Raw genomic sequence first — 15,517 nt, 5'->3', positions numbered from 1 at the left:
GGCAAAAAATTGCATGCTGTAACAGAAATATCAGAAGTGGAGGAGATTTTCACATTGAGACAAAAACGCAGTATAGGTAAAACGATGCTATCGATCTGGCTGGCAGTTTTACTAGTCTTGCAGACAGTGGTGTCCCCCGCTGCTGTATATGCGGATGACGGATCTGGCTCGCCAAATGTAGCTGAATCGCAATTGGCACCAGAGGTAGTGAACGACGTACCAGAGGAAGCATTGTCGGTTCCTGAGGCAACGTATACCCCGCCATCCAATACAGCACTCCAGTTGATGGCGGCAGACCCGGCGGACAAAACGGCATTGTTTATGGATGCTAATTCAACCTTTCCGTTGACGGTGACGCAGGGAACTGACATTGCTCCGGGCGGTGTGATTCAGGGCCGACAGGCGTTTACCCTCAAATCAGAGGGCCTCAAAGTGCCAGTAATGGGGGATTATGCAGGCACGGAGAATCAGGATGATACTACCAAGTACATTCAGAAGGGCGACTCGCTCGAGCTAAAGCGGGATTCCTACTTCAATGAAGTTGTATTGCCAACAGCTACCAAGCCCTTGATGGCAGCAACGGAGACGGGTGTGAGGCAGCTTGGCACCGCCTATTTTACCCCGGATAGCATCAAGATTGTCTTTAATGGTGACGATTTGTTTTTTAACGGTGTCGGACGAGCAGTTACCTTCGGCTTCGAAACTACGGCCAACTCGGATGTAACGGGGATGAAATACGGCGAGACGAAGCCTATCTCAATTTTCGGGGGAGCGTATGAACTAAAGAACCCGGATGTTACGCCAGCGTACAGCATCAACTTGGCAGGAAATAACTGGCCTAAAAATGGGAGCTGGACATGGTGGTATGTGACCGTGCCAGCCTATCAGGATGGTTATCTGACCATCCAGTCTACTCCATCCTCGTTTGATGTGCTTGATGCAACAAACAAGCTGCCGCTAGATGGGATGACGTTCTATACAAAGCCTGCCGATTACCGTATGGTCTATGTACCGGGCTCCTTCAAGGTAAACGGCACTACGGTAGAGCCAACCATTGATGCAGATGGGAGTCTAAGCTACATCTTCCCGGCAGATACTGGGGTAGATCCAAAAGTTGAGTATCAAGCGTGGTTTAACAAGGATGTGTATTATAAAGAGTATCGGGGCGTGGCACTCGATCCCGGTCGATCTGGCGGACAGCGTTTTGATCCAAAAGTTGAACTGAGAGATGCGGGTGCTAGTGTAAAAGCCAGTGCAGTGCGGGAAACGTGGATAGCACCCGACTGGATTCAAGCATCTGCCTCCTATGACCATCCAAATGAAACGATTACATGGAAAGTAACGGTCAACCAATATAACAAAAAAGGGTTAGAGGACTTTTCTATAACAAATGTATTACCTGCTGGGCTGGAATTTGAATCGGCTACATGGCAGACAACGGTAGATGGTACTGTATCTGAAGAAACACCAATTACACCCGATTCGAACGGCGTTTATTCCTTTGGGGATATTAACGGGAAAGTCGAATTATTCATTAAGAGCAAGGCAATAAGCGGTTCCAGCTTCAGGATTGAACCTCGTGCCAATTGGAATTTGGATACACCAGATGGCATACAGAACAACGATGTACTGACGGGTACGAGACCTAACACAGTGACGGATGAGGCGATCATCAACATCGGCGCACACACATTTACCAAAACAGGTGCTGTTTCAATGGAGGATTATAACCTGGGCAGTATCACGTGGACCGTTAATCTAACACCACAGTATGCCCTGCCCAATGCGGCGGTATACGATGTCCTGGTGCATGGCGGGGATTTGGACGTTTTGGACAATGCTGTGGATGAAAACGGCGAGGTGAGTGCGGAAACCATTGCGAAAATCAAAGCAAATGTCACTTCTGCGCAGCTTTGGAAGCAGTATAAGGAAGGATCGTTGAAGACGAATGCAACCGATCTGACCATGAAGGATATTCCTTTGACCGTGAATGGTAAAGTGGTGGCTAATTTGATCAAGGTGACGGGATACACTGAAAAAGCTGCATCTTTCAGCTTCCGTGCACTGGAGACCAACCCAGACATCCTTTTCAGGCAGGACATTAATGCAGGGAAAACAAGCTCGAATCGGGCTTTGCTCATTGACGGTGAAACCGTAAAACAAGCGCAAAACAGCACCAATCTTCACTTGCGTATGCTGAACAAGGATATGCTTACGGCATCCTATCCGATGAAGACGGATGCGACAGTTGACACATGGTATATTCCAAATAACGTTCAACGCTATATCGGGTATGACAGCTCCTCAAGTGGGGACGAATACACCGTAGCAGGTTATGACCGGACAACCAAGACGGTCACCTTCCGCTTGGGTATCAATATGCCGGGCTACAACACGGTCGAAATGGCGAAAGACGGCGGAAGTCGAGTCATCACCGATGTGAAACTGGTGGACACTTTGCCGGAAGGATGGGAATTCGTTCCCTTTGAAAATGGAAGGGATTATGAGCTGTATAAGGGCTACTCGGATAATGGAAGTGGCACTGGATATGGGACTCGAAACAACGCCGTGTCAATCATCGAGCCCAATGATCCTGCTCATGTGGTGAATTTCTCCCATAGCAGTAATGAAGGCACCTTCACCTTCTCCAAATTGGAAAGTCCTTATGTTATTCTGGTGAAGGCAAGACCTTCCAATACTGCTTTGCAGGAGTATTTAGACGAGTACACGACTAATGGTACAGACAAGCAAGTGTTGTATAACAAAGCCGATCTTCATATGACATGGGGCGGAGACGAGAAGGTCGTCACTGAACAGCGCAAAATTATTGTACCTATTCAGACGCTGGGCAAGTCGGTAACGAAGCCATTTCCAGGCGTGTTGGAATGGACGGTGAACTATACTCCCCCATTCAACATGGATCAGGGCGTTTATTTACAGGATACTCTGGGCGCAGGTATGAATTTACGCTATGAAGAGAACGGACAGCTTGTGCTGATTGCACCTAGTATAGCAGTTTATCCTGCCAAACTGACTGCCAGCGGCACTCTGGAACGGGATGGTGCTGCACTGAATCTCAGTGACCCGAATTCTGAAGTTCAAGTAGAAGCCGAGCCGGGCGAGGATGGCACCACGGTTCTAACATTCAAAATGGACGACCCTAATCAATTTTATCAGTTTGTGTATCAAACCGAGGTTGATACTTCTAAAGCGAAAGCTGGCGACAAACTGGGCAACGTGGTGAAGCTGATGGGCGATGATAAGTTGAAATCTGTCAGTGCCAAAAGTGAAAGCACGCTGGACAATTCAGATGTAGCCGGAAGTTCAAGCTCCAATGCCCTGCTACCTCTGAAAAAGGTAGATCCCAACAACAATCCGTTAAAGGACGTACAGTTTACACTGTATAAGAAAAGCGATGGAACGGAAGTTGCCAAAGGAACAACCGATAGTGGAGGAAAACTGAATCTGCTATTCCCTGATCCAGGATATTATGAGCTGAAAGAAACCTATATTGACACAACCACATGGTTGCCAACGACAAGAACCTATCAGGTATACGTAGGAAACACACCTGGAAAGCCCATCTGGGTAGACGGTGTGAAAGTAACCTCTGATAATCCGCTGGTTGTACCTACGCCAGCACAAGGAAAGCTGACCATTACCAATAAGGTGGAAGGGAACGGCAGCGATTCGTTGAAGGATTTTGAATACACCATGAACTTTACTGGTGAAGGTAAGGACGGAACTTACGCCTATATGAAGTCGGATAGTACATCTGGCACGATCAAGAGCGGAGATAAGATCACTCTCAAGCACGGGGAATCTGTGACGCTCTCGGCTTTACCTGCGGATCTGGTCTATTCCGTAACCGAGACCGATTATACGACCGTTGACGGCTATACGACCACGCCGGAGACGAGAGAGCTGTCTGGCACCATCGTGAATAAAGGCGATCACAAGGCAGACTTCGTCAATGAAAGAACCGTTAACAAGCTGACCGTCAGCAATACGGTCATGGGCAACGGCGGCGACAAGACGAAGGAGTTCGAGTACACTGTCATCTTTGAGGACGCAGGCAGGGATGGAAGCTACGAATACGAAAAATCGGGCGGCGGTACGGGCACGATCAAGTCCGGTGATACTTTCAAGCTCAAGGATGGAGAGACACTGGATATTCTGGATTTGCCTAAGAATCTGAAATATACAGTTACCCAGAAGGAATACACCATCGATGATTACGTGACCATTCCTGAAGGACGGTATTATACCGGAGTCATGAAGGGCCAAGATGAAGATGCTCCGTTTACGAATGTACGCGTATTGAAGGGCGGCCTGTTAATCAGCAACACAGTCAAAGGCAAAGATGACGACAAAAAGCTGCCATTCAAGTACACCGTCACCTTCACAGGTGATGGAGCGGATGAATCCTACGACTATGAGAAGTCCGACGGTAGCAAGGGCATGATCAAGAACGGAGATACCTTCGAACTTATAGATGGTCAGACGCTCACTGTGCAAGGACTGCCAACCAATCTCCAGTATAAGGTGACTCAGGATGATTATACGAAAGATGGTTATGTGACGGGTCCAGAGAGTCTCACTCACACGGGCACGATTCCAGAGAAAAAAGTGTCTGAAGCACATTTTGTCAATACTCGCCCGTATCTGGAAGGAATACTGCGTAACAACAACACAGGAGAAGTCATTCCGAATGCGCCGATTACGGTAACCGATCTGAAGACAGGCGAAGAGATTCAGACGCATACGAATGAGAAGGGTGAATATGCAATTCCAGCCGTAGCGGATACGGACTACACGATCACATATACGAAGTGGTATCGGGTAGGTGGTAAGGATGTGCCTGTCGAGTTTACGCAAAAAGCAAATGTGAACAGCAGTGTAACGGACGAGACAGTTCCAGCAGACATTACGGCTGTGGGAATTATTCTGTTCAAGCAACTGAACGGAACAACAGAACTGTTCAACGATTTGTTCACCAGCCACATGCATATTTATTTGAGGAACAGTGACGGGACTTATATTGAAGAAAACGGTCGCCCTAAGGCATTCCCGATGGCTTCAAATGGAACGTTCTCCGTGGAAGGGCTAAGCGAACAGAAGTACACAATGGAAGTTCGTTATGAAGCTGAGACGGGCGAAGAATTGCTCCTCAAAGTAACGCAACTGGACGTGAAAGCGAACGGAGAGCTTAATATCTCCGAGGAACTGGTGGACCCTTACGGTACGGTTTATGATGAAACGACAGGAGATGCCAACACTGGGAAGAAAATTGAAGGAGCTAAAGTTACATTGTATTATGCGGATACTCAGCGCAATAGAGATAAAGGCCGCATTCCGGGTACAAAAGTAACGCTCCCTGCGGTTCCGAATTTCCCACCGCACGACAACGCAAGCCCAGAGCAGGATAGTGACACAAATGGTTTCTATGCGTACATGGTGTTCCCTGAAGCCGATTATTATCTAATCGTAACGAAGGACGGATATGAAACACACACGAGTGGTACAATTTCAGTTGATTTTGACATTGTAAGATACGACGTGCCAATGAAGCCGGTTCGTTCTGGTGGCGGCTCCGGCGATAATGGTAACAACGGAGGCGGCAACGTAACGCCAGATCCGGGCAACGTAACGCCAGATCCAGGCAACGTAACGCCAGATCCGGGCAACGCAACGCCAGATCCGGGCAACGTAACGCCAGATCCAGGCAACGTAACGCCAGATCCGGGCAACGCAACGCCAGATCCGGGCAACGTAACGCCAGATCCGGGCAACGTAACGCCTGATCCAGGCAACGTAACGCCAGATCCGGGCAACGCAACGCCAGATCCGGGCAACGCAACGCCAGATCCGGGCAACGTAACGCCTGATCTGAGTAGCGTAACGCCCGAGCCAAGCAATGGTAACGATCAGATTAAGAACGTTGGGAACGAGCTGGACGATGCTCCGAAAACTGGAGATAACAGCGTATCGCCATTCTTGTATATGGTTTTGGCGCTGATGTCCTTAATGACGATCGGGTTCTGTCTGCTCGGGTACAAAAAGAAAAAGCACATCCAGTAATGGAAGGGAAGGCGGTAAGAAAATGAGTAAAACTAAAAAAATTCTTATCGCTGTTTCCTTGCTTGTGTTGGTATTTTCACTTGTCAGTATTGCGAGGACTTTCTTGCGAGACTATGCCGAGAAGCAGAAAATCGAAGAGTTAACAAAGGTTTGGAAAGAGGGGTCAAACCAAGGTGGAGGGGATGCATTCCCCTCCCTTTTGTTCAATAAAGGCAATGAGCCGGTCATGCTTCCCGAATTCCGAGAGCTTTATGAGAGGAACTCAGACATCTTCGGCTGGCTGAAGATTGACGGTACCCGAATTGAGTACCCGGTTATGCAGAATCCACAGGATGTGGGATATTATCTCAATCATGATTTCGATAAAAAAGAAAACATAGGGGGACTCCCCTTTTTGGACACGCATAGCCGGGCTAATGGTTCGGACATTTTGCTGATTCATGGACATCACATGAAAAGCGGCTGGATGTTTAAAGATTTAATGAAGTACAAGGGTGAAAGCTTTTATAAAGAGCATGCGACGTTCCAGTTTAGTACGCTTTACGAAAAGGCGGAGTATGAGATTGTGGCTGTTATTCTATCCAAAGTGTATCGCAAATCGGACGACGTTTTTAAATACTACCAGATTGAAAATGTGAATTCGCCAGCTGAGTTTGATTCATATGTTCAGAACATCAAAAACCTCGCTCTTTATGACACGGGTGTAACAGCTAAGTATGGCGACAAGCTGATTGTACTGTCGACGTGCGAGTACTCGACTGAAAACGGTCGATTAGCTGTAGTTGCAAGAAAGCGTAAATGAAGATGTTGAAACACGGAGTCAAGCTACCTGAGATCACGTTCTCCTTTGGAGGACGTGATTTTTTGGTGACTAGGTTTAATCTTTTATCCGTTAACTGGTATAATTGATATATGCCAACTTATATGATCGCAACCAAGGTTTATATCCCGACACCTGGATCGAAAACGGTTATACGTCGGAGATTGATCGAAAAATTAAACATGGGATTGCACCGCAAGTTGTCCCTTATCTCTGCACCGGCGGGCTATGGTAAAACAACCTTAGTCTGCGAATGGCTAAGCGACTGTGACCGGCCGGCTGCATGGCTTTCACTTGAACAAGGAGACAGTGAACTTACGCGCTTTATAACGTATATCATCTTCGCTCTTCGCACTATAGCAGGGAATATAGGTGAAGGCGTGCTCTCACTTCTTCAATCACCACGACCTGAACCGATAGAGTCCATTCTGACAACTCTTCTAAATGAACTCAGGGAAATACCTGCACCTTTTATCCTTGTACTTGACGACTACCACGCGGCGAGTTCTAAAGGGACCGACACAGCCTTATCCTTCCTGCTAGACCATCTCCCGAATCAGATGCACCTTGTTTTAACAACTCGTGTAGACCCTGAACTCTCTCTGCCACGGTTACGGGTTCGGGACCAATTAACCGAGCTGCGCGCTGCTGACATGAGATTTACGCTTACCGAAGCGGAAGCTTTTTTTAACCATGTAATGAATCTTAGCCTCTCCATGGCTCACATAACCGGGTTCCAGTCACGTACCGAAGGATGGGCCGCGGGCCTGCGCTTGGCTGCGATTTCCATACAGGAAGATCATGACGCAGAACGGCTCCTTCGCTCTTTCTCAGGTAATCATCAGTTCGTGTTGGATTATCTGACAGAGGAGGTTTTGCACCGGCAACCCAAAGCCGTACAGGACTTTTTACTTCAGACCTCTCTCCTCGACCGACTGAGTGGTTCATTATGCGATGACCTTATACTTGATCCCGACGTGTCCGGTAAGGAAATGTTAATAGAGCTTAGTCGTAAGAATTTGTTTATCGTTTCCTTGGATAAGGAACGACACTGGTATCGTTATCACCATTTGTTTGCGGATATTCTTCGTAGGCTGCTGCAGGATCATACGGATCGAAGCAGTATCTCAGAATTGCACACACGAGCGAGCATATGGTATGAACGCAATGGTTTCGAGATTGAGGCGTTTCATCATGCCGTAGAAGCACGAGACATGGATCGAAGCTCGCATCTGCTCCAAGGTGGAGGGATACCTCTTCATCTACGAGGGGCTGCAAGAATTACACTTAACTGGTTGGATTCGTTGCCTGCCAAGGAGCTGGATACCAGACCAGAGTTATGGGTGTATTATGGTTCTGCCCTATTGATTTCGGGTAAGCCAACAGGGGTCGAACAAAAGCTCGTAGCGGCAGAAGTGGTATTGGAAAGCATGGAACAAAACGTCAGCGTCATGGACCTGATTGGATTGATTGCGGCTACCCGCGCTACATTGGCATCCTTAATTTTGACCGATAATCAGGATAGAGCCCATTCGAATTTTCAAGCAGCTGAAGCAGCTATGCAAGTCTCGGGGCTAGAAGACAAGACGGATGAACTTGTTGGCTTGATTATGCCTGTAAGGAATACTACGAAAAGGGAAATAGGCGAATTAGAGAGTGTTATTACTCAATCACGCCGTGCACTTGCATATCTGCGACCGGATAACCTGCCTGTTCGTACCGCATCCGCTTGGATGCTGGGCGTCGCTTGTCAGCAGCAAGGACTTTATGCCGAGGCATGTAGAGCATATAACGAGGTTATCATGAATTGCCGAAGCATGAATCACCACCTGATGGCAGTAACAGCCCTGATCGGCACCGCCCAAATTAGGGAGGCGGAGGGACGGTTCGATTTGGCAGCTGGGCATTACCAGGAGGCTTTGAGGCTTACCAGCGATCTTCCACACCCTGCTATTACAGAAGCGCAATTAGGTCTGGAGCGCATGCGAAGTATCCTGGATAAAGGAACGAAGGGTAACTGGATCGAGCCTCTTAGCCAGCGCGAAGTCGAAGTGCTGGAGCTCATTGCCAAGGGGCTCTCTAATCGGGAAATTGCAGAGAAACTCGTTATAGCTTTGGATACGGTGAAGGGGCATAATCGAAGAATTTTCGAAAAGTTGCAAGTCCAACGACGTACGGAAGCGCTCGCTCGCGCTCACGAATTAAATTTGTTAACGAACAGCCCTAAACCACACTAAAGTGTCTACTGGCTTAACCCTCTTCAAGCTTATACTGCAGTTAAATGGTCAAGAGAGGGGCTAGAAGCATGAAAAGAGTGGAAAGGGCTGTAGGAATTTTATTTTTGTTATCGACGGGTGCATTCTTGATTGGAAGTGGAATGTTGGATCCCATATTACACCGATCTGATTTACTATTAAGTTTGGAATCCAACCAAACAATCATGTTTGCAGGGTTGCTGTTGGAGTTGATCAATGCTATAGCGGTTGTAGGGATTGCTATATTATTGCAACCTATTTTGAAGAGACATCATGAAGCGTTTGCGCTGGGTTACTTCGCTTCTCGGGTTTTGGAGTCTGCATTGCTCATTGTGAGTTTAATTGGTCCGCTTCTCCTCCTTGTGTTAAGCAAGCAATCTATACCCACAGGAACCTATAGCGATGTAATCTTTGGGACGATTGGAAGGTTAGTGGTAGAAGCTCATTTCATGGTATTTGAAATGGCTATGATCGTACTGAGTGTAGGCAGCATATTGTTTTGTTACATCCTCTATCGATCGAGACTGGTCCCACGTTTATTGTCCGTCATCGGTTTGATGGGCTATACGGGATTGTTGGCTAGCAGTTCTCTGAAAATCGTTGGTGTAGATTTAGGGAACACTCTCTATATTCCTGGAGCGATATTCGAAATCGTTTTACCGATCTGGCTAATGGTTAAAGGATTTAATCTGCAGACGAGGGAAGCCTGATATTGAAAATATTAATGAATTGACAAATGGCAATCATCAAAGATATAGTATATTTATAAATTAATTACCCGACAGATTTTCATAATAAAACCCAAATACAGAACATTATTAGCAGCTGAATAATTGATTATTGTTCAGGTGAAAATAAGGACGAATAGTTGGGATTTAGTTTGAAGTAAATCGGCATATGGCCACCTATATTGGTGTAGCTGTATGCCGTTTTTTATTGGAGGTGAGACGGTTGACGAAGGGGTCATTAGAATCAGACATAAGCAAGGCTTTAACGCAATGGGAAAAGGATTATCTAGGAAGGGGTTCTGTCACGGTAAAGGCGGACATCCTTCGGGATATGGTGCTAGTCATGCTAAAAGGTGTTTTGACACAGGCAGAATATAAGCTGGCAGAGAACCGAGAAGGTTTATTATCTGTAAAAAAAATGCGCTCCGACTTAGTAGAATCGGGAATCGAAGAGCTGTCCGATATAATCTTCAAGTTATCGGGTGTTGAGGTTGTTTCGTTTCATACAGACTTAAGCACTCAGACGGGTGAGCGTATTATGGTATTTAGGCTGGCAAAAGATCTGGAGAGAATGATGATGTCCTAATATAGGATTGGGAGATCTTCAAATAACCGTGTCTGAATTACGGTGAGTTGAAGATAAACCGGCTGCTTCATGCGGAGCGAAAGATGCCAAGGGTGACTGGCATCTTAATCGCAATGCATGATATAGCCGGTTTTTTATTTTAAATGAGGGAGTGCTGAGGTGAACGAGATTATCATTCAAAATTTACTATCGCCTGTCGTTCTGTTTTTCGCGTTGGGATTGATTTCGGTATTAATTAAATCCGACTTGAAGATTCCATCGGTCGTGGGTGAAATCTTAAGTATTTACCTCCTAATCTCTATTGGTTTAAAGGGAGGACTGGAATTATCCCATTATTCGCTTCTTACTCTGGTAAAACCCATATTGGGCGTGTTGTTTCTAGGCGTTGTCATTCCTATAATCGCTCTTCCTATCCTTCAATGGATGAAGATTGACCTAAAAAACGCCATTGGTTTGGCGGCCACATACGGTTCGGTCAGCATAGTCACATATGGTGCAGCCATATCCTTTCTCGAGTATAGGGGAGAGTCCTATGAAAGCTATATGAATGTTCTGATTGTAATTATGGAAAGTCCGGCTATCATCCTCTCCTTATTTCTTATGAAATGGATAGAGAAGAGTAAAGAGATTCCAGCGGCGGCAGGGGCTGCAGAAGCATTGGGAATTATGGCAAGAGATACGACATCCCGGTTCAGGTTCTTTGACAAAGAACTGCTTCGGGAAAGTTTATTTGGCAAGAGTGTGCTCCTTCTATTAGGCAGTCTTCTTATTGGATGGATTGGCGGCGATAACGCAATTTCCGTTGTAAAGCCACTGTTTATAGACATGTATAAAGGTGTTTTAATGGTATTTCTGCTCCATGTGGGGATAACTGCCGGACAAAGACTGCCGGAAATAGGAAAACATGGAATGAAGCTAATCCTATTCGGTCTATTCATGCCATTGGGGTGTGGCGTCCTAGGCGTAATTATAGGAGACCTTGTGGGCTTATCGCTCGGCGGGACGGCCTTAATGGGAGTGATGGCTGGCAGCGCATCATATATTGCTGCTCCGGCGGCATTAAAGACCTCCGTGCCAGAAGCTAATCCATCCATTTACTTGGGAATGGCCCTGGGAATAACGTTCCCTTTAAATCTGATCCTCGGAATACCTTTCTATTTTGCAGTTGCCCAATGGGTTCACTGAGTTAGTAGGTGAAAGCAGTTTACCTGGCTCCGGTTGGTGGAGTCAGGCTATTCACGTTTCCCGGTGGCGATAGACTCTTGTCAGGAACAAGGGGGTGTGCGTGAATATGCATCCAGTAGGTCCTCGACTTTAGATTTCAAACAATTCATTTCCAAAAATAAGATCGGAACAGTATGCATAACTGGCCTGTCCCTAGTATTATTATCCTTTATATCAGTGCACAACTTTTTTACCAAGAGGTTACAAAACTACTCGTTTACTGTGTACTCTTTCGATGTTATACTCACTTTATTCCAAAAGAATTTGCAAAAATATGTCGAATTGAGGCTTATTAGGATGATTATGGGTAAACAAAACGGCGAAACGATCATCCTCATTCCATCGCTTGAACCGGATGAGAGACTTCCAGCCTATGTGCGGCAATTGAGAGAGTATGGCTTAACGAATATTGTTATTGTGGACGACGGATCTGGCGAGGGCTACCAGTCGATTTTCGAGGAGCTTTGTGAGAACGGTTGTGCTCTGCTGACACATACGGATAATCAAGGGAAGGGTGCGGCGCTCAAGACTGGCTTTCAGTATATTGGACAACAATATGATGCATCTTCCTTCGTTGTAACCGCTGATTCAGATGGACAGCACGCAGCAGAGGATGTATATCGAATTGTCCAAGAAGCGAGACTTCATCCGGACTCGTTAGTTCTCGGGGTAAGGAACTTCAGTGAAGGCAACATACCGCCGAAGTCACTGTTAGGCAATCGGATGACCTCCTTTATTTTTGCCATGTTATATGGAAAGAAACTATCAGATACCCAGACCGGGCTTCGTGCTTTTGGTCCCGGGCTACTTGCGTTTATGCAGGATGTTCGCGGCACTCGGTTTGAATATGAGTTGCAGATGCTCATCTCGTGCATTCAGTCTGGCATACCAATCCATACCATGCCAATCCAAGTTATTTATGAAAATGGTAATGCGGGAACTCATTTTAAAGCGATCCAGGATAGTGCTCGGGTCATGGGGGTATTGTTCTCCAATTTCCTGCGGTTCATTTCATCATCGGTAGCCAGTTCTGTTGTGGATTTGGGCATTGCCTGGTTTTTGATCGACGCGTTGCGGCCCGTGTTGGGTGAACAACACTATCTAAGAATTTTGCTCGCAACCGTGATTGCGAGAATTATTTCCATTGTGGTCAACTATGTACTGAACAGGCATTTTGTATTCCGCAAGGAGGATAGCCAGGGGAGTCTATGGCGCTATTTGACGTTATGCGGAGTGGTGATCTTGCTTTCCAGTACCGGCGTATATATATTCCATACCGTTCTCTTCGTAGATGAGAAATTGGCGAAATTCGTCTGTGATGCCTTGCTGTTCCTGCTCAGTTTCCAATTGCAGCGAAGATGGGTATTTGCAGCAAGGAGGAAGCAGCTGTAGTGCAAAACGAGAAAAGGCAGAACATCTTTTTTATCATCACCATGATTCTGATGACGATTTATTTGATATGGCGCATGTTCTTTACACTGCCATGGGGTGAAGGCGTACTGAACGTGATTTTTGGTATCTTGCTGATTGTGGCTGAAACCGTAACGGTACTGACAACCTTTGAATTATTCTTTCAAAAGATGCAAAAAGAACGTACACAGCTCGACTTTCCAACCGTCCCGCCGGAGTATTATCCGGATGTGGATGTATTTATCGCTACGCATAATGAGCCTGTCGATCTCTTGTATAAAACGGTTAATGCCTGTACGTTCATGGATTATCCGGACAAGCAGAAGGTTCATATATACATCTGTGATGATGGAGCAAGACCTGAGGTGGAGGAGCTTGCCAGACAGTTCGGCGTGGGTTATCTGGGTTTCCCGGGAAACAAGGATGCCAAGTCGGGCAACCTGAATAATGCACTGAGTAAAAGCTCTTCTCCGCTCATTGCAACGTTTGATGCAGATATGATTCCACAGCACACCTTTCTGATGAAAACGGTCCCCTATTTCCTGCTCTCCACGTTCATTAAGGAGAATGAGGAATGGCGTCTTCGCCGAGAGGATGAAATGGACCCTAAGTTCAAGCTTGGTCTGGTACAGACCCCGCAAAGCTTCTACAATCCGGATCTATTCCAGTTTAACCTGTATGCAGAGCAAGGCATTCCGAATGAACAGGATTTCTTCTCCAGAGAAGTGAACATCCTGCGTAACGCCTCCAATGCGGTAGCCTACACAGGAAGTAATACGATCATTTCCCGGCAAGGCATGGAAGACATCGGAGGTTTTCCACTCAATACGATCACCGAGGACTTTGAGACAAGCATCCGCTTGCAGCAGGAAGGTTATATTACCTATGCGACTCAAGAGGTTCAAGCTGCCGGGCAGACAACAACAACAGTCAAGAGCATGATTAAGCAGCGTATTCGCTGGGCAAGGGGTATTATTCAGAGCCTGCAGAATACACGTGCACCCTTATCTGGGAAGCTTCCTTTCTGGACGAGAGTGACCTACTTGAGCAGTTTCTTATACTGGTGGTCCTTCTTTAACCGATTGATTTTCATTTTGGCACCTATTTTATTTGCGTTATTTGACTTCCAGATTGTGGACACTACCTTCTGGCAAATCTTAATATTCTGGCTTCCATCCTATTTCTTCTACAGTGTATCCATGCGATATCTATCCAGTAATATTCGGAATCAGCGATGGAGTCAGGTGATTGATACCATATTCATGCCTTATCTGATCTGGCCGGTTCTCCTGGAAACGCTGGGCATCCGCGAGAAAAAATTCAAGGTTACCAACAAAAGCAGAGCGAGTGGTCGACAATGGATGTCTGCTCTGTTATATGCACTTCCGCATATCTTCCTGCTGTTGCTTTCCATTGCAGCCGTGATTCGGTTTGTCAATGGTAAGTACGGTATCGCGCTGTTCTTCAGCAGCATCATTATTTTCTGGCTGATTCATAATATGATCGCACTATGTTACGCCTTGTTCTTCATGGTCGGCCGCCGTGCGTATCGTGAGACAGAGCGGATCCGGGCACAGGAGGATGTTACGATCTATGATCAGGACACGAATCTACGCTACGAGGCCAAGACCGTAGATGTATCCGAGCAAGGGATTGCCTTTTATGTCCCTTATCCTATATATCTACCTGAACAGAAGACGATCTCTCTGGTCGTAAAATCCGAGCGGTATGAGGCCAATCTCGATGCAGTTATCGTCTATGTGAAACAGGATGGAGAGGGTTGGCGCTATTCTGCAACCGTTCAGCCGATTGATGAGAATGATAACCGCCAATACATGCAAATCATCTACGACCGTAAACACTCGTTGCCAGAGCAAATGAACCTGTGGGATACGGCTTATGACGATATGCTTCGCAATGTGAAAAAACGTATCGTTCAACCCAGATCGGATCAGCGGAAAATGCCACGGCTTTCCCTTCAGCTTCCGGTCAATTTCACCAATAATGCCGGCTGTACGCTGCGCAGCTTCAACTATCGTTTCTTTTCCGCGACAGGTCTCCATGGTGACATTGCGGCAGGAGCGCTGGTTACCTTTTATACGAAGAGTAATATAGAAGTCCTATTACAACATACGGGCAAAACAACAGCCAATCATCGCGAAGTGCTTCTCTCCGTTGAGAATATCGATGATATCGTGGAGCGCGGCCTTATTAATCAATTGTTGAATGATTTGACTCCCCCACAATCTGAGAGTTTCATCCGAGAGGGTTAGGAGAGATAGAGATGCTCATTATGCTTCATTTTGTGATGGGAGTTTTGTTGATAATCTCCTTTGTTGGTTATATGCAGTTTGTACGGAAGGCACTTTCACTACGGTGGGAGTTCATCCCCGTATTCGTGTTTTCCGCGATA

Annotated in this window: 8 protein-coding genes; all 8 read left to right on the top strand. The window is 46.4% G+C overall.

Annotation, left to right across the window (positions count from 1 at the left end; translation table 11 throughout):
• Nucleotides 1-54: 54 nt before the first annotated feature.
• The 8 genes from AC1S8V_RS30050 (at nt 55) to AC1S8V_RS30015 (ending at nt 15,377) form a co-directional block, all read left to right on the top strand.
• A complete protein-coding gene (locus tag AC1S8V_RS30050) occupies nt 55-6,081 on the top strand; it encodes a DUF7601 domain-containing protein (protein WP_482071921.1) in 6,027 nt (2,008 codons plus the stop codon).
• 22 nt (nt 6,082-6,103) lie between these two features.
• On the top strand, nt 6,104-6,883 hold the full coding sequence (locus tag AC1S8V_RS30045) for a sortase domain-containing protein (protein WP_482071920.1): 780 nt from the start codon (nt 6,104-6,106) through the stop codon (nt 6,881-6,883).
• A gap of 110 nt (nt 6,884-6,993) precedes the next feature.
• A complete protein-coding gene (locus tag AC1S8V_RS30040; protein WP_482071919.1) occupies nt 6,994-9,138 on the top strand; it encodes a helix-turn-helix transcriptional regulator in 2,145 nt (714 codons plus the stop codon).
• 68 nt (nt 9,139-9,206) lie between these two features.
• Nucleotides 9,207-9,866, top strand: a complete 660-nt coding sequence (locus AC1S8V_RS30035) for a DUF4386 domain-containing protein (RefSeq protein ID WP_482071918.1) — start codon at nt 9,207-9,209, stop codon at nt 9,864-9,866.
• A gap of 187 nt (nt 9,867-10,053) precedes the next feature.
• Nucleotides 10,054-10,470 carry a Na-translocating system protein MpsC family protein gene (locus AC1S8V_RS30030; protein WP_482071917.1) on the top strand — a complete coding sequence of 139 codons (417 nt, stop codon included), beginning with the start codon at nt 10,054-10,056 and terminating at the stop codon, nt 10,468-10,470.
• Nucleotides 10,471-10,629: 159 nt separating this feature from the next.
• On the top strand, nt 10,630-11,655 hold the full coding sequence (locus tag AC1S8V_RS30025; RefSeq protein ID WP_482071916.1) for a sodium-dependent bicarbonate transport family permease: 1,026 nt from the start codon (nt 10,630-10,632) through the stop codon (nt 11,653-11,655).
• Between the two features lie 342 nt (nt 11,656-11,997).
• The gene (locus AC1S8V_RS30020) at nt 11,998-13,086 is read left to right on the top strand and encodes a GtrA family protein (RefSeq protein ID WP_482071915.1); all 1,089 of its coding nucleotides are present in this window, start codon (nt 11,998-12,000) and stop codon (nt 13,084-13,086) included.
• Nucleotides 13,086-15,377: a glycosyltransferase family 2 protein gene (locus AC1S8V_RS30015; protein WP_482071914.1), complete on the top strand. Its 2,292-nt coding sequence runs from the start codon at nt 13,086-13,088 to the stop codon at nt 15,375-15,377. The genes AC1S8V_RS30020 and AC1S8V_RS30015 overlap by 1 nt, the downstream gene beginning before the upstream one ends.
• The last annotated feature ends 140 nt before the right edge of the window (nt 15,378-15,517 follow it).

Source organism: Paenibacillus sp. B46(2026) (assembly GCF_056786355.1).
The sequence above is the reverse complement of the archived record's forward strand: the minus strand, read 5'-3'. Positions and strand labels throughout refer to the sequence as shown.

Bases quoted from the DNA above. Each gene is read 5' to 3' on its own strand.
- AC1S8V_RS30045 (WP_482071920.1), top strand. From the start codon at position 6,104: ATGAGTAAAACTAAAAAAATTCTTATCGCTGTTTCCTTGCTTGTGTTG.
- AC1S8V_RS30040 (WP_482071919.1), top strand. From the start codon at position 6,994: ATGCCAACTTATATGATCGCAACCAAGGTTTATATCCCGACACCTGGA.
- AC1S8V_RS30035 (WP_482071918.1), top strand. From the start codon at position 9,207: ATGAAAAGAGTGGAAAGGGCTGTAGGAATTTTATTTTTGTTATCGACG.
- AC1S8V_RS30030 (WP_482071917.1), top strand. From the start codon at position 10,054: ATGGCCACCTATATTGGTGTAGCTGTATGCCGTTTTTTATTGGAGGTG.
- AC1S8V_RS30020 (WP_482071915.1), top strand. From the start codon at position 11,998: ATGGGTAAACAAAACGGCGAAACGATCATCCTCATTCCATCGCTTGAA.